This window comes from Pseudomonas cyclaminis, from assembly GCF_015163715.1.
In the GTDB taxonomy this organism is placed as follows: domain Bacteria; phylum Pseudomonadota; class Gammaproteobacteria; order Pseudomonadales; family Pseudomonadaceae; genus Aquipseudomonas; species Aquipseudomonas cyclaminis.
Genome location: NZ_JADDUM010000025.1, coordinates 1 through 18,339 on the forward strand (window position 1 = coordinate 1; position 18,339 = coordinate 18,339).

The window sequence follows — 18,339 nt, forward strand, 5'->3', positions numbered from 1 at the left end:
CCCCTCCCACACTCAAACCGTGTGAAGCCGACTTATTGAGCCGCAGATTTCGTAGGTGCGCCCAGTTTGCTGCGCGACAGCGCTACGTCGAAGAGGTAGTGGGGCCTCCCACATTTAGATCTGTGCTGCCCTTGGAAGCTGTGTCAGGCCTCAAGCAATAAACGAATACACCAACGCTGTAATCGCCACCAGGCCAACCGCCGTCACGAATACGTTGGACGCCTGCCCACGGTACTTGGCCATGGCCGGCACCTTGCGGATGGCGTACATCGGCATCAGGAACAGGATCGACGCAATGATCGGCCCGCCCAGGGTCTCGATCATGCCGAGGATGCTGGGGTTCAGCGTGGCAACGATCCAGCACACCACCAGCATGAAGGCGGCGGTCATGCGGTCCAGGGTCTTCGGTGCAGGACGACGACCGCTCTTGAGCACCAAGCCCTTGAGGCCTTCACTGGCACCGATGTAGTGGCCCAGGAACGACTTGGCAATCGCCACGAACGCAATCAATGGCGCGGCAAACGCGATGGTCGGGTTGTTGAAGTGGTTGGCCAGGTACGACAGGATCGACAGGTTCTGTGCCTTCGCCTCAGCCAGTTGCGCCGGCGACAGGGTCAGTACGCAGCTGAACACGAAGAACAGCACCATCACCACCATCAACAGGTGCGCGCGGGACAGGATCTGCGAGCTGCGCTCATCGGCGTGGGCGCCGTACTGGCGTTTCTGGTCAACCGCGAAGGCCGAGATGATCGGCGAATGGTTGAACGAAAACACCATCACCGGAATCGCCAGCCACAGGGTATTGAGCAACGCAGACGGTGCCGGGACCACACTGGCGGTGCTGAGGATGCCGCCGTTCCAATGCGGGACCAGATACACGGCGAGGAACAGCAGTGCGACGATAAACGGGTACACCATCAGGCTCATGGCCTTGACGATCACCTGTTCACCGCAACGCACCACGCCAGCAGGCCGAGAATCAGCACAAACGACAGGATCGCCCGTGGCGGCGGCAGGATGTGCAGTTGGTGCTCCATGAAACTGCTGACCGTGTTGGTCAACGCCACGCTGTAGATCAACAGGATCGGAAAGATGGCGAAGAAGTACAGCAAGGTGATCAGTGCACCCGCCTTGATACCGAAATGCTCTTCCACCACGTCAGTGATGTCCGAACCTTCACGGCCGGACAGTACGAAACGGGTCAGGCCACGGTGGGCAAAGAAGGTCATCGGGAACGCCAGCACCGCCAGGATCAACAGCGGCCAGAAGCCACCCAGGCCCGCGTTGATGGGCAAAAACAAGGTACCGGCGCCAATGGCCGTGCCGAACAGGCCGAGCATCCAGGTGGTGTCCTGGCGGCTCCAGCTTGTGAGGGTTGCAGGTGTCGTTGCATAGCGTTCGTCGACGCTATTGGCCTGATCATTCATCCGGTCGGATCTCCGCATTTACACGGCCGGGACGAGTCAGAAAAACCTGACAGGCAGCGCCCCGACCATAGAAGGGGCCGGATTGTCCGGGATTCTCGTGAATAAGCAAAGACTTAGCTGAGGAACGGTTGGCCGGTGCAGGCGCTCAAGGACGGCCACGGGCGAGGGTTTCGAAGGATGCACACACCGCAAGCAGCACTGACGCAACCGGAAATACCGCAGGCGCTAGATTGACTTCAGATATTAAGAGAACTTACCTACAGCAAAATCGGACTCTAATGACTGGTCAACTAAAATTCCAAACACCGCACTAGCGCATTTGTTACATGACTCTACACAGCCATTGAGCCGCTGCCGAAACACCCACTAATATCGGCGCTGTCACGACCGTAAAAACAATAACGCACTTATAACAACAGGAATCTGAACATGCGAAGATTTACCTTTGTACTTACCGGTCTATTACTTGCTGGCGTCATCAGCCCATCCAATAGTTACGCAGCATCCGCAGTGCCTGAGTCAGATATTCACGCATTCGCCTCTTCGCCCCAATGGTTGACCACCAAAGTCTATATCGAGGGAGCGCCGGACAAAGACGTCAAGGCCAGCTATCCCGGCGTGGTCGGCATCTCCATGTGGGACCCACAGCGCAATCGCTATGAATTCTTTTACACCGATACGGGCCGGTCAAAATACGCCGACGGCGGCGGCGGGTATTTCATGGTCACCGGTGACAAGAAGACCCACATCCTGGTCCCTGACGTCGGGCCGACCAAAACCATTGTCAGGCGCCTGGAGAAACTTGATAACAGTGAGTTCACCTACTCTCGCGAAGTGCCGCGTGACATGGTCGCCACAAACCCGCCTGTACGCATCTACGTAGTACATGCCCCCTATAAAGGCCCGATAAAAACTGCCATGTCGAATTAATTAAACACTTATGTTTAATGATTAACCCCATGACATCCAATAATTAGCAAGGTGCCAATAAAATGAACAAACACACCGCCATCAAGTCTCTGCTGATCCCCGCACTGCTGGCTGCCAGCCTGTTACCGGGCTTAGCGACTGCACAGGCAGCCGCAGTGCCTGCTGCCAAAGTCGGCGCCGCCACGCCCGACAACGCTGTCATGTTGACGGTCTTTCTGAAACACGACCAATCACGCCCCTTGGGCGAACTGAAAGAACAACTGGCCAAGCAGGGTTTTCACAAAGTATTCCCGCCTGCCGGGGTGGAGGTCGTCAGTTGGAACATCACCATGGGCATCGGGCAGGTCGTCGTGCTGCGCCTACCGGCTTCACGCCTGGCAGAAGTTAACCTTGCCATCGAAAACACCGCGTGGGGCGCCTACTCCACGGAGTTCTTTCCAACCTACGATTTCATGCCTATCGCACAGGCTGCACAAAACCAGGCACGACAACCTTCCCAGCAGTGACTTCCTGACGGCGGGGCGATCAGCCGCTGATTGACAGCGACTCACCGGCCCCAGCATGATCAGCCCATGAACCGTATTCAGTTGAACCTCACCAGCACCAGCACGACCGCTTCCGGCGGGTCGTGCGGTGGCTGTGGGGGCTTAAGCTAAACCTCACAGATTCACCCAAGGCCCCGCCAGCAATGGACGGGGCTTTTTTATTGCTCCGCCACCTGGCATCACAAGGAGCAACACTATGGCTGACGCCCTGCTGATCATCGATATGCAAAACGGCTTATACGATGGCCCGGAAAAACCCTTCGAACGCGAACGCGTGCTGGCTACCATCAACGCGTTGATCCAGCGCGCCCGCAGCGCCTGCGCTCCGATCTTCGTTGCCTGTCACACCGGCCCCGCCGGGTCGCCTATCGAGGCGGGCAGCCCGTTGTGGCAGCTGTGGCACGAACTCGACATCGACAAAGCCCACGACCACCTGTTCAACAAAACCCGTCCCAGTTGCTTCCTAGGCACCGACCTGGCGCAGCAACTCAACGCGGCCAACGTGCGCGAACTGGTCATCACCGGCATGAAAACCCAGTTCTGCGTCGACACGACCTGCCGCGTCGCGGCGGAACTGGGGTTTTCGGTGGTGCTGCCCGAGGACGCCCATACCTGCATGGACACCCCGGCACTCAAGGCCGAAGCGATTATCGAGCATCACAATGCCACGCTGGCAGGTGCGTTCGTGAAGCGCCTGCGCGCAGCACATGTGGTCTTTCAGTGAACAACGGGTGGAAATTTTTCCACCCCGACAAACCGATCCAGCTTGCAAATCCCGCATACTCATCCCCTCTAACCCCCAAGGAAGAGCCGTCCGATGACCACCACTGTCCTGGTCCTGGTTGAAACCATCAACGACTACCTGCCCATCATCGAGAGCAATGACTTTCATGTGATCCTGGCGCCGACACCCGCCGAACGTGCCCAGGCCATCAAGGTTCACGGCGGCCAGATCCAGGCCGTGCTGACCCGTGGCCCGCTGGGTTTGTATGCCGAGGAGATCGCTGCCCTGCCGTTGCTGGAAATTATCTGCGTGATCGGCGCCGGCTATGAACATGTGGACCTGCAGGCGGCCAGCAACCGCGGGATCGTGGTCACCAACGGCGCCGGGGTGAACGCCCCGTCGGTGGCGGACCACGCCATGGCGCTGCTGCTCTCCCTGGTGCGCGGTATCCCGCAGACCGACGCCGCCGTGCGGCGCGGCGAGTGGCCCAAGGTCATGCGCCCGTCCCTGGGTGGCAAGCAGTTGGGCATTCTGGGGTTAGGCGCCGTAGGCCTGGAAATCGCCAAGCGCGCCTCCCTCGGATTCGGCATGGAAGTGAGCTATCACAACCGCCAGCCCCGTGATGATGTGGACTACACCTACTGCGCCACCGCCGTGGAGCTGGCGCGCTCGTCAGACTTCCTGATCCTGGCCACACCCGGCGGCCCGAGCACCCGCCACCTGATTGATCGTCTTGCCCTTGATGCCCTGGGCCCCAATGGCTATCTGGTCAATATCGGCCGTGGCAGCGTGGTGGTCACCGCCGACCTGATCACCGCCCTTGAGCAGCGCCGTATCGGCGGCGCGGCGCTGGATGTATTCGACGACGAACCCAAGGTGCCCGACGCCCTCAAGCACCTGAACAATACCGTGCTCACCTCCCATGTGGCGGGCCTGTCGCCGGAAGCCGCCCATGACACCGTGCAGCGGGTGGCCGACAATCTGGTGGAGTACTTCGCCGGCCGACCGGTGCTCACCCCGGTGGTCTTGCCGGCGCCCGCAAAATGACCGATCAGGCACGCTGATCGCCCGCCAACACGCTAACCTATTAAGCCGCCCCGACCTTGTCGCTGGGCGGTTGTGCGCATTAGATTAGGAAATAGTCCAAGGCCTTTAGAATAAGCAGAAGGGATAAGCATGGCGCTGAATGACCAATCGACCCAGATTCGCCCAGGCGAAGAACTTGATGCCAGCCTGATCGATCCCTACCTCAAGGCCCATATCCCTGGCCTGAGCGGCACGCCCACGATCAGCCAGTTCCCCGGCGGCGCGTCCAACCTGACTTACCTGCTGGAATACCCCGACCAGGAATTCGTCCTGCGCCGTCCGCCTTTTGGCCACAAGGCCAAGTCCGCCCATGACATGGGCCGCGAATACCGCATTCTCAACCAGCTTAAAGATGGCTTCCCCTATTGCCCCAAAGCCTACGTACATTGCACCGATGAGTCAGTGATCGGCGCCGAGTTCTACGTGATGGAACGCGTCAACGGCATCATCCTGCGCTCCGACCTGCCACCTGAATTGGGCCTGGACGCGACCAGGACCGAAGCGCTGTGCAAAAGCTTCATCGACAAGTTCGTCGAACTGCACCAGGTCGACTACACCGCCTGTGGCCTGGCCGACCTGGGCAAGCCCGAAGGCTATGTGCAACGCCAGATCCGTGGCTGGAGCGACCGCTACGAAAAAGCCCTGACCCCCGACGCGCCAAAATGGGAGGCGGTACGCGCCTGGCTCAATGACAAGATGCCAGCCGACCACGCCACATCCAGCATCGTGCACAACGACTACCGCTTCGATAATGTGATCCTCGACCCGCACAACCCGATGCAGATCATCGGCGTGCTGGACTGGGAGCTGACCACCCTCGGCGACCCGCTGATGGACCTGGGCAACACCCTCGCCTATTGGATCGAAGCGGCGGACCCGGCCCCGGTGCAACTGATGCGCCGCCAGCCGAGCAATGCGCCCGGCATGCTGACCCGCCGCGCGTTCGTGGATTACTACGCCGAACGCTCAGGCATCCAGATCGACAACTTCGACTTCTACTACACCTACGGCCTGTTCCGCCTGGCCGGCATCGTGCAGCAGATCTACTACCGCTTCTTCCACGGCCAGACCCAGGACAAACGCTTTGCGCAGTTCATTCACATGAACAAGCTGCTGGAGCAGATGAGCCTGAACGTCATCGCTAAATCAGCCCTCTGATCGCACAAAAACAAGGAACCCCCATGTCCAAGACTCATCTGTTCGACCTCGACGGCAAGATCGCGTTTGTCTCCGGCGCCAGCCGTGGCATCGGTGAGGCCATCGCCAAGTTGCTGGCCCAGCAAGGCGCCCATGTGATCGTCTCCAGCCGCAAGCTTGAAGGCTGCCAGCACGTGGCCGACGCGATCATTGCCGACGGCGGCAAGGCCACGGCGGTTGCCTGCCACATCGGTGAAATGGAGCAGATCACCCAAGTGTTCGCCGGCATTCGCGAGCAGTTCGGCCGCCTGGATATCCTGGTCAACAACGCCGCCACCAACCCGCAGTTCTGCAACGTGCTGGACACTGACCTCGGCGCATTCCAGAAGACCGTCGACGTGAACATTCGCGGCTACTTCTTCATGTCGGTGGAAGCCGGCAAGCTGATGCGCGAAAACGGCGGCGGCAGCATCATCAACGTGGCTTCGATCAACGGCATCTCGCCGGGTGTATTCCAGGGCATCTACTCGGTGACCAAGGCCGCCGTGATCAACATGACCAAGGTCTTCGCCAAGGAATGCGCCGAGTTCGGCATCCGCTGCAATGCCCTGCTGCCCGGCCTGACCGACACCAAGTTCGCCTCGGCACTGGTGAAGAACGACGCAATCCTGAAAATGGCCCTGGCGCAGATCCCCCTCAAGCGCGTGGCCGACCCAAGCGAGATGGCCGGTGCGGTGCTGTTCCTGGCCAGTGATGCATCCAGCTACACCACCGGCGTATCGCTGAATGTGGACGGTGGTTTCCTGTCCTGAATTCGCCTGGGTTCCTACAGATCGATTTACGCGTAACCTTGGCGTGGATCGATTTGTCTCAGGGTGAAACATGGAACTGCACATCGTCATCAAGGGCCGCAAGGACTTGGCGGCACAGCTGTATCAGCAACTGCGCGAAGCCATTGCGGCCGGGCGTCTCGCGGCAGGCGCGCAACTGCCCCCCAGCCGCCTGCTGGCCGAGCAGTTGGGCGTCTCGCGCAAGACCGTGTCCGACACCTACGCGACGCTGACCTACGAAGGTCTGCTGGTGGGCAAGATCGGCCGAGGCACCTTCGTCAATGCCTGGGCGCCACCGGCGGATCGCCTGCAAACCGCCACCGACCTGGCCTGCGCCGCCAACCTGGCGAAATGGCAAGCGCTGCCCTCGCCCATGCGCCACCCCACCCGCGACAACACCCTGCGCTACGAATTTCTAGGCGGCGCCACCAGCCGCAACCAATTCCCCCAGGATGAATGGCGACGCTGCACCCAGGACGCCCTGCGCCGTATCGCGCAGAACAGCGGCTTCTACAGCCAGCCCGAAGGCCTGCCCGCGCTGCGCAGTGCGATTGCCGGGCATATCGCGTTTTCCCGGGGCGTCAAATGCCGCGACGATGACATTGTCGTCACCAACGGCGCGCAACAGGCGCTGGACCTTCTCGCCCGCGTGATCCTGGAGCCGGGCAGCATCGTCGCCATGGAAGATCCCGGTTACAGCCCCGCACGCCAGTTGTTCCAGGCGATGGGCGCCAGCGTCGCCAGTGTGCCGGTGGATGACCAAGGCATTCAGGTGGATCAAATCCCCGATGGCACACGGCTGATCTACGTCACGCCCTCCCACCAGTTCCCCCTGGGCATGCCCATGAGCCTGCCCCGTCGGGAAGCCCTCTTGACCCGCGCCTTCGCGCTGGGCGCAATCATCATCGAAGACGACTACGACAGCGAGTTCCGCTACGAAGGCCGCCCTACCGACTCCCTGCAAAGCATGGACACCCGTGGCGTGGTCACGTACGTCGGCACCTTCTCCAAAACCCTGCTGCCCGAGCTGCGCCTGGGGTATCTGGTGTTGCCGCCGGCGATTTACGGCGCGGTAGTCAAGGCCAAGCAATTGACCGACCAGCACAGCTCCACATTGCCGCAGTGGGCGCTGGCCAAGTTCATCAGCGAGGGCTATTTGCTCAAGCATATCCGCCGCTGCCACACCGTGTACGCCGGGCGCCGCGAGCGCATCCTGCAACGCCTGGCCGGGGACTTGTCGCCGTGGTTCGAAGCCGTGCCCACCGTGGCGGGGTTTCATATGGCGGCGCTGTGCAAGGTGCCGGTGAATATCGCATTGCTGATGACCTTGGCGCGTCAGGTCGACGTGGGTTTGTATCCGTTGGACGTGTTCTTTCACGACGCGCCGGTACGCCCCGGGTTGATTATTGGATTCGGCGCCATCGAAACCCTGGACATCGACCCGGCACTGGACAAGGTGCGCGACATTCTCCGGCAGATTGGCTAGGGGGTTTTCCGGTGCATTGGTCATTGGTCGGCAAAGCGCTGCGGCGTACGGTGGACAGGTCTCGAATCACTCGGAAACCTCATCATGAAACGTCTGCTCGCCACTACCCTGATGTTCACCTCTCTCAGCGTCCTGGCCCACGAACCGGTGTACAACCAGGAATCGATCAAGGTGCTGCAAGAGCACGCCCTGACCAACGTGCCCGGCAAGAAAACCCTCATGCTCACCGTGGACTACGCCCCCGGCCAGGCCACCGTGCCCCATAGCCACACCGGTACGGCGGTGGCCTATGTGCTGGAAGGCGCGATTACATCGCGGGTGAATGATGAGAAGGCGAAAACCTACAAGGCGGGCGAGTCATTCTACGAACCGGCCGGCTCGCGGCATTTTGAATCGAGCAACGCCAGCCAGACCCAGCCCGCCAAGTTGCTGGTGGTGATGGTGCTGGATGACAACGCAGAGGTACTGACCCCCCTGCCCAACCTACCTGGTGACTGACACTCCGCTATCGGGGGCAAGCCCCCTCCCACATTTATCAGGGGCGTTTGAACTGGCGGCGCAGGGCTTCGATCTGCTGGCGGCAGACGCACCCTTCAAGGTGATCATTGACCATCCCCATCGCCTGCATCAGCGCATACATCGTGGTCGGGCCCACGAACGTCCAGCCGCGTTTCTTCAAGGCCTTGGACAGTCGCACCGAGGCCGGTGAGGTGGGGTTGCCCGTCCAGTAAGCCAGGTCCACCACGGCGGGGCGCTCTTCAGGACCGGGCTCAAACGCCCACAACCAGCGCGCCAGCGACCCGGTTTCATCCACCAGTTCACACGCCCGGCGCGCATTGTTGATGGTCGACACGATCTTTGCCCGATTACGCACAATGCCCGGATCCTGCATCAGTCGCGCTACATCGGCCTCGCCATACTGCGCCACCCGGCGAAAATCAAAGCCGTCGAACGCCTGCCGGAAGCTCTCGCGCTTGCGCAAAATGGTGATCCACGCCATCCCCGCCTGAAAGCCCTCCAGGCAAATCTTCTCGTACAGTTGGACATCATCCGCCACCGGCACGCCCCACTCATGGTCGTGGTAACGCGGGTATTCCGGCGCCGTGGTACGCCAGCTGCAATGGGTGTAGCCCGCGGTGTCAGTGGTCAATCCCGGAGTGTCCATCCATTACCTCATAAGCTGAGGTGCGGATGATAAGCGAAAAAATTCGGACCCCGCCAACCGCTCAAGCATCGCCCTCAGCGACCAACTGGTCAGACCGGGACTTGTCAATCAACCAATAATGACTTGTGGTTTCGAAAAAACCCGGCGTAGACTGGCTCCGCACTGGACTTACCGGTATGACCACAACAATTAAGCCCTGGAACCACCAGGGCACCGAATAGAGATCCCTCCCATGCTCAGATGGTGCTCGCGTTCGATTTTCCTGCAAGTCGTGATTGGCCTGATGCTAGGCATCATCTGCGGCCTGGCCCTTCCCGAATTCTCTTCACAACTCAAACCCCTCGGCGACGGCTTTATCAAGCTGATCAAAATGCTGATTGGCCTGATCGTGTTCTGCGTGGTGGTCAGCGGCATCTCCGGCGCGGCGACTTGAAGAAAGTCGGGCGTATCGGCCTCAAGTCGGTGATCTACTTTGAGATCCTCACCACCATCGCCCTGGTGATCGGCCTGATCATGGCCTTCAGCACCGGTATCGGCCAAGGTGCCAATATCCACCTGGAGCAGCTCTCCTCTGCGGGCCTGAATGAACTGGCCGACAAGGGCCAGCACATCAAAGGCACCAGCCAGTTCCTGATGGACCTGATCCCCAACTCGGTGATCGGCGCCTTTGCCGACAACAACGTACTGCAAGTGCTGCTGTTCTCGGTGCTGTTCGGCAGCGCGCTGAACCTGGTGGGCGAAGCAGCCTCGGGCATCACTCGATTGATCAATGAACTCAGCCACGTGATCTTCCGCATCATGGGCATGATCGTGCGCCTGGCGCCGATCGGTGTGTTCGGCGCAATCGCCTTCACCACCAGCACCTACGGGCTGGACTCGCTGCAACACCTGGGCAGCCTGGTCGGCCTGTTCTACCTGACCTGCTTTGCGTTTGTCGCGCTGATCCTCGGCCTGGTGATGCGCCTGTCGGGCCTGCGCATGCTGCCGCTGCTCAAGTACCTGCGCGAAGAGCTGCTGATCGTGATGGGGACCGCCTCCTCCGACGCCGTGCTGCCGCAGGTCATGCGCAAACTCGAACACCTGGGAATCGGCAGCTCCACTGTCGGCCTGGTGATTCCAACGGGTTACTCGTTCAACCTCGACGGTTTCTCGATCTACCTGACCCTGGCCATCGTGTTTATCGCCAACGCCACCGGCACACCGCTGTCGATGACCGATTTGCTGACCATCCTGCTGGTATCGCTGATCACCTCCAAGGGCGCCCACGGGATACCCGGCTCGGCGCTGGTGATTCTGGCGGCAACGCTGACGGCAATCCCGGCGATTCCGGTGGTGGGCCTGGTGCTGGTACTGGCGGTGGACTGGTTCATGGGCATTGGTCGCGCATTGACTAACCTGATCGGCAACTGCGTCGCCACCGTGGCCATTGCCCGCTGGGAAAAAGACATCGATATCCAACGCGCCAACAAGGTGTTGGACGGCCAGCAAGGTTATGCCTTCCAGGCCAAGAAGCCGGTATCACCGGCGCACCAGGAATTCTAACGCTGTCTCATGAGCAACACTGGCTAATGTGGGAGGGGGCTTGCCCCCTCCCACATGACTGTATTAGCAACATTAAGGAAGTATCGACGTGATCAGCACCTCAACCGTCGTCAATTCAGTCGTAGAAAAACTGCGCGCCGCCCTGGCGCGGGGTCAGTGGCGCCGAGGCGAAATGCTGCCCGGCCAACGCGAACTGGCCGAACAGATGGGCATCAGCCGCCCCAGCCTGCGCGAAGCGGTGATCGTGCTGGAAACCCTTGGCCTGGTGCGCTCGATGCCGGGCAAAGGGGTGGTGGTGCTGGAAACCAGCGTCAGCGAACCCCAATCCAGCGACGCCGTGGCCGACGCCAGCCTCGAAGACATCCTGCAACTGCGCTACACCCTCGAACCCTTCATCGTCGGTCTCGTCGCCCAATCCATCAGCAGCAAGGAAGTCGGCCAGTTGCGCCTGACGCTGATGGACATGCGCGAAGCCCTCGACGCCGGGGACGCCGAAGCCGGGATGAACGCCTATATCGGCTTCCATGAAGAACTGTTCGCCCTCACCTCCAATCCGATCTTCCAGAACGTGGTGCAACAGACCAGCAACGCCCTCAAGCAAAGCGCCCAGGTGTTGCGCAACTCGCCGGAACACCTGGCCGAGCGCCTGCAGGAAAACGACGCCGTGGTACGCGCCATCCGCAATAAGAACAGCGCCCTGGCCAGCGCCGAAATGCGCAAGCACATCCTCCAGGAAGGCCTGCGCATGGGTATTCGCTTGAACATCCCGGACGACCATCTGGGCAGCTGACTTTTTGGAGACGACCATGACCGCCCACGCCCTGCACCGCGAGCCCTTCCTCCCTGCCCTGCGCCTGGTTGCCGGTAAAAAGCCCTCGGTGGACGACATCTACCCACGGCTGTTCGACGCGATCCTCGAGCAACGCATCGCCCCGGGCAGCCGGTTTACCGAAGAAAGCCTGGGTGAAACCTTTGGCGTAAGCCGCAGTGTGATTCGCCGGGTGCTGGCCAAGCTGTCCCATCAGCAAGTGATCATCCTGCGCCCCAACCAGCGCGCCCAAGTGGCGGCGCCGGATGCGCAGCAGACCCGGCAGATCCTCGAAGCACGGCGCATGACCGAAATGACCGTGGTGCAACTGGCCTGTGCCCAGGCCACGTCCACGCAAATACGCCAACTGCGTGAGCTGATCGCCCGCGAGCGCGAGTGCATTGAACGCGACCAGCGTGGGCCGGCGATACGCTTGTCGGGGGGAGTTTCACATGCAACTGGCGGTGATGGCGGGGAATGCTCCGCTGGCACAGTTCCTCAACAGCCTGGTGCCGTTGACGTCGTTGGTCATCGCCCAATATGAAGCGAAAGCCTGCACGTATTGCGCGTGGCAGGAGCATATGGCGATTGTGGAGGCGGTTGAACGGCGCGATTCGGCAACAGCAATGACATTGATGACCCAACACCTCGATCACCTGGAAGCCAAGTTGCTGAAACACCACTAATCTCCAGATAAAACGGGATCAACCTGTGGGAGGGGGCTTGCCCCCGATGGCGGTGAGTCAGCTAAATTTTTATCAACTGACACACCCTCATCGGGGGCAAGCCCCCTCCCACAGGTTTTTGTGGTGTTTGATAAAGAGCATTCCAACAAAAAAGCCCCTGCATCTCACGATGCAGGGGCTTTTGCATTACCGCGTGGTCAAGCCGGTTGCAGCACCGACTGACCGCTCAACGCCAAGTCCAGCAACTCACGGTTGGCCACCGCGTACATGGCGTAGTCCGTACCGACCGCAGCACGAATTTCCACCATCATGGCGACCCAGCGATCGGCCATGTCCTTGTGCTGCTCAAGCCACAGAGCCACACGGGCTTCCATGTCTTGTGGCGCGTCGGCCATTTGCAGGACAGAAATGGTGATCGCCCGTTGCTGCCAGTCCACGTCGTCGCGGAAGGCTTCGCGGGCCTGGGCCTGCCAATTGTTGGCCACCGGCAGATCGCTGATCTGCTGCAGGTACCATGGCAGGTCCAGGGCGCTGCCAACGGCAAAGTAGGCCTTGGCCACTTCAGCGGCGTCATGCCCGGTCACGTCAGCGGCTTCGATGATTGGCAGCAAGGTGTACAGGTGAGTGGTACCTGCAACCATGCGCGCCAACAACTCCGGCACGCCCGCTTCGGTGTAAGCCTGATAGCGGTTCTGCCAGCCTTCGCGGGTCGGGCCTTCGAGCAGTTCGTCGAGCTTGAGGCCCAACGCTGCCAGGTGCGGACCGAAATGCGCGGTATCACGCCCGGCGTCCTGCTCGTTGCGACGGCTGCGCAGGAACCAACGCGTGGCCCTGCGGCCCAGGCGCATCAGCTCGTCCATCAACTGCAATTGCACGTCAGCGGAGACCTGGTGGTCCAGGGCTTCGATCTGACGGAACCAGTGCGGGAGGTGGAAAATGTCACGCACGATCACGTAGGCGCCAGCCACGTTCGCCGGGCTCATGCCGGTCGACTCTTTGAGTCGTTGAACGAAGGTGATGCCCATGTGGTTGACCAGGTCGTTGGCGATCTGGGTGCTGACAATCTCGCGCTTGAGGCGGTGGCGACGCATCGCTTCGCCGAACTTGGCCACCAGGCTCGGAGGGAACGCGGTCTCCATGTCACGGGTCAGGTACTCGTCATCCGGCACCTGGGACTTGAGCAGCGCTTCCTTGAGGTCGATCTTGCTGTACGAGATCAGCACCGACAGTTCCGGACGGGTCAGGCCCTTGCCGGCGGCGGCGCGCTCGGTGAGCTGCTCCTCGGTCGGCAGGTACTCGATGGCGCGGTCCAGCTTGCCACGGCCTTCCAGGTCGCTCATCAGGCGCTTGTACTCGGCTGCTCGCTCGTATGCCTTGCGGGCGGCCAGGGACAGGGCCTGGGTTTGCTTGTAGTTGTTGCCCAACACCAGGCTGCCGACTTCGTCGGTCATGCTCGCCAGCAACTGGTTGCGTTGCTTGTCGGTCATGTCACCGGCCTGCACCACTTCGTTGAGCAGGATCTTGATGTTCACTTCGTGGTCGGAGCAGTCCACGCCACCGGCGTTGTCGATAAAGTCGGTGTTGGAACCGCCGCCATTGAGGCCGAATTCCACACGACCCAATTGGGTCATGCCGAGGTTACCGCCCTCGCCCACCACCTTGCAGCGCAGTTCGTTGCCGTTGACGCGCAGTGCGTCGTTGGCCTTGTCGCCCACGTCGGCGTGGCTTTCGGTGCTGGCCTTGACGTAGGTACCGATACCGCCGTTCCACAACAGGTCCACCGGCGCCTTGAGCAAGGCATTCAGCAGTTCGGTCGGGGTCAGCTTGTCGGCCGAGATGTCGAAGCGTTCTTTCATTTGTGGCGAGATGGCAATGCTCTTCGCGCTGCGCGAGAAGATACCGCCGCCTTCGGACATGATGCTGGTGTCGTAGTCGGTCCAGGCCGAACGCGGCAGCTCGAACATGCGCTGACGCTCGACGAAGCTGGTCGCCGGGTTCGGGTTTGGATCGATAAAGATGTGCAGGTGGTTGAAGGCAGCGACCAGTTGCAGCTTGTCGGACATCAACAGGCCGTTACCGAACACGTCACCGGCCATATCGCCGACACCCACCACGGTGATGCTGTCTTCCTGCACATTGATGCCGCGCTCACGGAAGTGACGCTGCACACCGACCCACGCGCCCTTGGCGGTGATGCCCATTTTCTTGTGGTCGTAACCGGCGGAACCACCGGAGGCGAACGCATCGCCCAGCCAGAAGCCGTAGTCGATGGCAATGCCGTTGGCGATGTCGGAGAAGGTCGCAGTGCCCTTGTCCGCTGCCACCACCAGGTACGGGTCATCGTCGTCATGGCGTACAACGTTGGTCGGCGGCACCAGGGCGCCGTCCTTCAGGTTGTCGGTGATGTCCAACAGGCCGGAAATGAAGATGCGGTAGCAGGCGATGCCCTCGGCCGCGATCTCGTCCCGGCTGCCGCCCAATGGCAGGCGACGCGGCAGGAAGCCGCCCTTGGCGCCCACCGGCACGATCACCGAGTTCTTCACCTGCTGGGCCTTTACCAGGCCGAGCACTTCGGTGCGGAAGTCTTCTTCACGGTCAGACCAGCGCAGGCCGCCACGCGCAACGTTGCCAAAGCGCAGGTGCACGCCTTCAACCCGTGGCGAGTAGACGAAGATTTCAAACTTCGGCACCGGCTTGGGCAGCTCAGGAATCGCACGCGGGTCGAACTTGAAGCTGAAGTACGACTTGTTCTGGCCGTTGGCGTCGGTCTGGTAGAAGTTGGTGCGCAGGGTGGCCTTGATCAGGTCCAGGTAGCGACGCAGGATGCGGTCTTCGTTGAGCACCTGAACATCGTCCAGGGCGCTGAGGATCGCTTGTTCCAGGCGCAGCTGCTTGTCTTCCAGGTCGTCGGCGGTGAGCTTGCGTGCCAGGTAGAAGCGCGTCTTGAACAACCGGGTCAACTCGCGGGCGATGTCGGTGTGGTTGTTCAGGGTGCTGGCGATGTAGCCCAGGTCGAAGCCCAGGCGGATCTGCTTCAGGTAACGGGCGTAGGCACGCAGCAGCGCGACGTCGCGCCATGGCAGGCCGGCGGTCAGCACCAGGCGGTTGAACGCATCGTTCTCGGCATCACCATGGACGATGTGCACGAACGCGTCCTGCAGGGTGTCGTTGAGCTGCTGGATATCCAGGTTCACGCCTTCGGCGGCGATGAACGCGAAGTCATGGATCCAGAACTCACGGCCATTGGCGTGACGCAGGCGGTACGGGAATTCACCCAGCACACGCAGGCCGAGGTTTTCCAGGATCGGCAGCACGTCGGACAGCGCCAGCGGGGTGTCGGCGTGGTAGAGCTTGCAGTGCAGCTCGCGTTGGCCGGAGACCTGGCCCAGCGGCTGATAGAAGCTCATCACCAGCGGGTTGGCTTCGGTGAGGCTGAGCAGGTGCTGCATGTCGACCACGGCCGAATGCGCCGCGAAACGCTCGCGGTAGCCGGCCGGGAAGCCTTTCGGGAAGTCCGCCAGCACGTTGGTGCCGTGGGCTTCGCCGAAGCTTTCCACCACCAGGCTGGAGTAGTCGTCCTGCCAGCTGCGGCAGGCCTGCACCACTTCTTTTTCCAGTTGCAGCGGGTCGATGTCGAGGCGGTTCTTCGGGTCTACCCGCAGAATCAGCTGCACGCGAGCCAGCACGGATTCGGAGAAGAAGGTCCAGAACTCGCAATCCGAGGCTTTCAGGCGATCCATCAGCACTTGCTGGATCTTCTGGCGCACTTCGGTGGAATAGATGTCACGCGGCACGTAGGCCAGGCAGTAGCAGAAACGACCGTAGGGGTCTTTGCGCAGGAACACGCGGATCTTGTTGCGTTCCTGGATCTGCACGATGGACATCACAGTGCTGAAGAGTTCATCGACCGGGGTCTGGAACAGGTCGTCACGGGGCAGTACTTCAACGACCTGGGCCAGTTCCTTGCCCAAGTGCGCCTTGGCCTGGAAGCCGGAGCGGCGTTCGATCTCGGCCACTTTGCGACGGATGTACGGGATGACCCGCACGCTTTCGCCATACACCGACGAGGTGTACAGGCCCATGAAGCGATGTTCCTTGATGACCTTGCCGCTCGCGTCGATCTCACGGATCGACACATAGTCCGGGTAAGCCGGACGGTGCACGCGGCTCGGGTGCGCGGCCTTGGCGAACGACAGCACGGTCGGTTCGCGCAGGTAGGACACCGCGTAGTCTTCGATGCGCAGGTCGTCGGCGGTGAGGCCGGCGCGCAGCAGCTTGGTCAGACCGAGGAACGAGCTGGCGTCATATTCGATATGCCCGCCATCCGCCTCGTCACGTACCACGAATTCTTCATAGCCCAGGAAAGTGAAGTGGTTGCCCACCAGCCATTCCAGGAAGTTCTTGATCTCGGCTTTTTCTTCGCCGTCGATGCTGAACTGGCTGGCGTCGATACCGGCCAGCAGGTCCTGGACCTTGGCTTTCATCGGTTCGAAATCGGCTACGGCCACGCGCACTTCGCCCAGCACCTGCTCCAGCTCTTTGCTCAGCACGCTCAGTTCGGCGGCATTGGCGCAGCGGTCGATTTCCAGGTACATCAGCGATTCTTGCTGGATGTCGTCGCCCTGGGTGCCTTTTGGCAGGATTTCCAGCAGCTCGCCTTTGTTCCCACGGCGCACGCTGAGCACGGTGGTTTGCAGGGTGTGGATGCTGTAGCCGCGGCGGTTCAACTCGGTACGCACCGAGTCCACCAGGAACGGCAGGTCATGGTGCAGCACTTCGACCGCGGTGTGGGTCGACTGCCAGCCATGACGTTCGTAATCGGGGTTATAGACCCGCACTTGCGGTTGGGTGTGATCAAAGCGCTCAAGCAGGCGCCAGGCAGACAGGGTGCAACCGGCCAGGTCGGAAAGGCGACGCTGGGTCAGTTCGTCCAGGGAAATGATGCCGAAGAATTGTTCAGCGAACAGCGCCACTTGTGGCAGTGCCTGTTCACTGATGTGCTGCGCCAGTGCCGCTTGCAGTTGATGCTGGAAGTCGGCCTTGCTGGCTGCGGTGAAGAACGCCATCTGTGGTACTCCGCTTGGGCTTGTTATTGATGGAAGCGTCGCGTGTTATCCCCTTGCGGGGAGACCGTCACCTGGATTCGCAGGTCATTACTCAAACACCATAACGAATTCAGAGTGACAGGTGGGTGAAGCTGGACAAGACAGTCAGGTCACATACAACTTCCATAAGATGCGCACCTTGCCGGGTGACGGTACGACGGGCAGGTCAGGCGCCTGGAACATGCGCATCCGTTGCGCAGCTTAACGAGTGTAGGAGGACTGCTCTTGCAGCGCTGCGACATATTCGGTCATCGGTACGCAGGCTTGGGGTTGCGCCGGGTGCAACCCGCAATTGCCGGTTAAAAAACCGGCAGCTTTTAGGCCCGCAAGTACCGGAAATGACTGATTTGGCCCATCAAGTCATACAGCAGGTCTGACACAGGATGCAGCGCAAAATTCGTCGCAATGGCACAATTGCCTTGTTCCACCCTCCCCAGACAGGATTTCACATGCTGAAACTGAACACCGACGCACTGATGGCCACCCCGTGCGACGACGAAGAAGACAACATGGCCATGCTCTGCTGCCATGGCAAGAACGGTGAAATGTTCATGCTGACCCGCTATCCGGACGAAGAGGAAGTGGAGCTGACCTGGGATTATGAGCCGTCGACCCTGGACGGGCTGAAGGTCACGTTGAGCGACACGACCTTGTTGGTCGAGCTCGCACCGGGCGATGCCGATGCACTGGGCGGCAAGGATCAGTTGCAGATCAGCCACACCACTGCGGCGTCGGACCTGGCCGAGATGGAAGAAACCCTGCTGAACATCCTCAAGGGAACGGGCACCTATACTCGAATCTGAGTCACAGCCCCCGGTCAGCGTCTGGCGACCCGGTCTCACTCGACCGCTGGTCAGTACTGTCAATT

At 60.8% G+C, this 18,339-nt stretch carries 12 protein-coding genes and 3 pseudogenes; 12 read left to right on the forward strand and 3 right to left on the reverse strand.

The window, feature by feature from the left end; all coding sequences use genetic code 11:
- Window positions 1-150 precede the first annotated feature (150 nt).
- Window positions 151-1,427: pseudogene (locus tag IQK56_RS03080) on the reverse strand (serine/threonine transporter).
- Between the two features lie 429 nt (window positions 1,428-1,856).
- Here IQK56_RS03080 and IQK56_RS03085 point away from each other — a divergent pair.
- From IQK56_RS03085 to IQK56_RS03120, 8 genes are all read left to right on the forward strand, one after another.
- Window positions 1,857-2,357, forward strand: coding sequence for a DUF4822 domain-containing protein (locus IQK56_RS03085; protein WP_150675765.1), 501 nt, complete (start codon window positions 1,857-1,859; stop codon window positions 2,355-2,357).
- Window positions 2,358-2,419: 62 nt separating this feature from the next.
- Window positions 2,420-2,863, forward strand: coding sequence for a hypothetical protein (locus tag IQK56_RS03090; protein WP_150760663.1), 444 nt, complete (start codon window positions 2,420-2,422; stop codon window positions 2,861-2,863).
- A 235-nt stretch (window positions 2,864-3,098) separates the two neighbouring features.
- Complete coding sequence (locus tag IQK56_RS03095; protein ID WP_122306343.1) at window positions 3,099-3,626, forward strand: cysteine hydrolase family protein; 528 nt, start codon at window positions 3,099-3,101, stop codon at window positions 3,624-3,626.
- 93 nt (window positions 3,627-3,719) lie between these two features.
- Window positions 3,720-4,673, forward strand: coding sequence for a 2-hydroxyacid dehydrogenase (locus tag IQK56_RS03100; protein WP_193863691.1), 954 nt, complete (start codon window positions 3,720-3,722; stop codon window positions 4,671-4,673).
- A 129-nt stretch (window positions 4,674-4,802) separates the two neighbouring features.
- The gene (locus IQK56_RS03105) at window positions 4,803-5,870 is read left to right on the forward strand and encodes a phosphotransferase family protein (RefSeq protein ID WP_150675763.1); all 1,068 of its coding nucleotides are present in this window, start codon (window positions 4,803-4,805) and stop codon (window positions 5,868-5,870) included.
- Between the two features lie 23 nt (window positions 5,871-5,893).
- The gene (locus tag IQK56_RS03110; RefSeq protein ID WP_122488127.1) at window positions 5,894-6,661 is read left to right on the forward strand and encodes an SDR family oxidoreductase; all 768 of its coding nucleotides are present in this window, start codon (window positions 5,894-5,896) and stop codon (window positions 6,659-6,661) included.
- Window positions 6,662-6,731: 70 nt separating this feature from the next.
- Window positions 6,732-8,165 carry a MocR-like pyridoxine biosynthesis transcription factor PdxR gene (pdxR, locus tag IQK56_RS03115; RefSeq protein WP_193863692.1) on the forward strand — a complete coding sequence of 478 codons (1,434 nt, stop codon included), beginning with the start codon at window positions 6,732-6,734 and terminating at the stop codon, window positions 8,163-8,165.
- A gap of 84 nt (window positions 8,166-8,249) precedes the next feature.
- The gene (locus tag IQK56_RS03120) at window positions 8,250-8,663 is read left to right on the forward strand and encodes a cupin domain-containing protein (protein ID WP_193863693.1); all 414 of its coding nucleotides are present in this window, start codon (window positions 8,250-8,252) and stop codon (window positions 8,661-8,663) included.
- A 37-nt stretch (window positions 8,664-8,700) separates the two neighbouring features.
- Here the strand turns inward: IQK56_RS03120 and IQK56_RS03125 are convergent, their stop codons facing one another.
- Window positions 8,701-9,330 (reverse strand): DNA-3-methyladenine glycosylase I, encoded by a 630-nt coding sequence (locus IQK56_RS03125; protein ID WP_150675760.1) that lies wholly within the window; start codon window positions 9,328-9,330, stop codon window positions 8,701-8,703.
- A gap of 217 nt (window positions 9,331-9,547) precedes the next feature.
- Here IQK56_RS03125 and IQK56_RS03130 point away from each other — a divergent pair.
- The 3 genes and pseudogenes from IQK56_RS03130 (at window position 9,548) to IQK56_RS03140 (ending at window position 12,366) form a co-directional block, all read left to right on the forward strand.
- Window positions 9,548-10,872, forward strand: a pseudogene (locus IQK56_RS03130) (C4-dicarboxylate transporter DctA).
- 88 nt (window positions 10,873-10,960) lie between these two features.
- Window positions 10,961-11,662, forward strand: coding sequence for a FadR/GntR family transcriptional regulator (locus IQK56_RS03135; protein WP_122307076.1), 702 nt, complete (start codon window positions 10,961-10,963; stop codon window positions 11,660-11,662).
- 16 nt (window positions 11,663-11,678) lie between these two features.
- Window positions 11,679-12,366, forward strand: a pseudogene (locus tag IQK56_RS03140) (GntR family transcriptional regulator).
- Window positions 12,367-12,563: 197 nt separating this feature from the next.
- Here IQK56_RS03140 and IQK56_RS03145 read toward each other — a convergent pair.
- Window positions 12,564-17,432, reverse strand: a complete 4,869-nt coding sequence (locus IQK56_RS03145; protein ID WP_150760670.1) for an NAD-glutamate dehydrogenase — start codon at window positions 17,430-17,432, stop codon at window positions 12,564-12,566.
- A 488-nt stretch (window positions 17,433-17,920) separates the two neighbouring features.
- Between IQK56_RS03145 and IQK56_RS03150 the strand changes: the two genes are divergently transcribed.
- Window positions 17,921-18,274, forward strand: coding sequence for a hypothetical protein (locus IQK56_RS03150; protein ID WP_150760671.1), 354 nt, complete (start codon window positions 17,921-17,923; stop codon window positions 18,272-18,274).
- Window positions 18,275-18,339 lie beyond the last annotated feature (65 nt).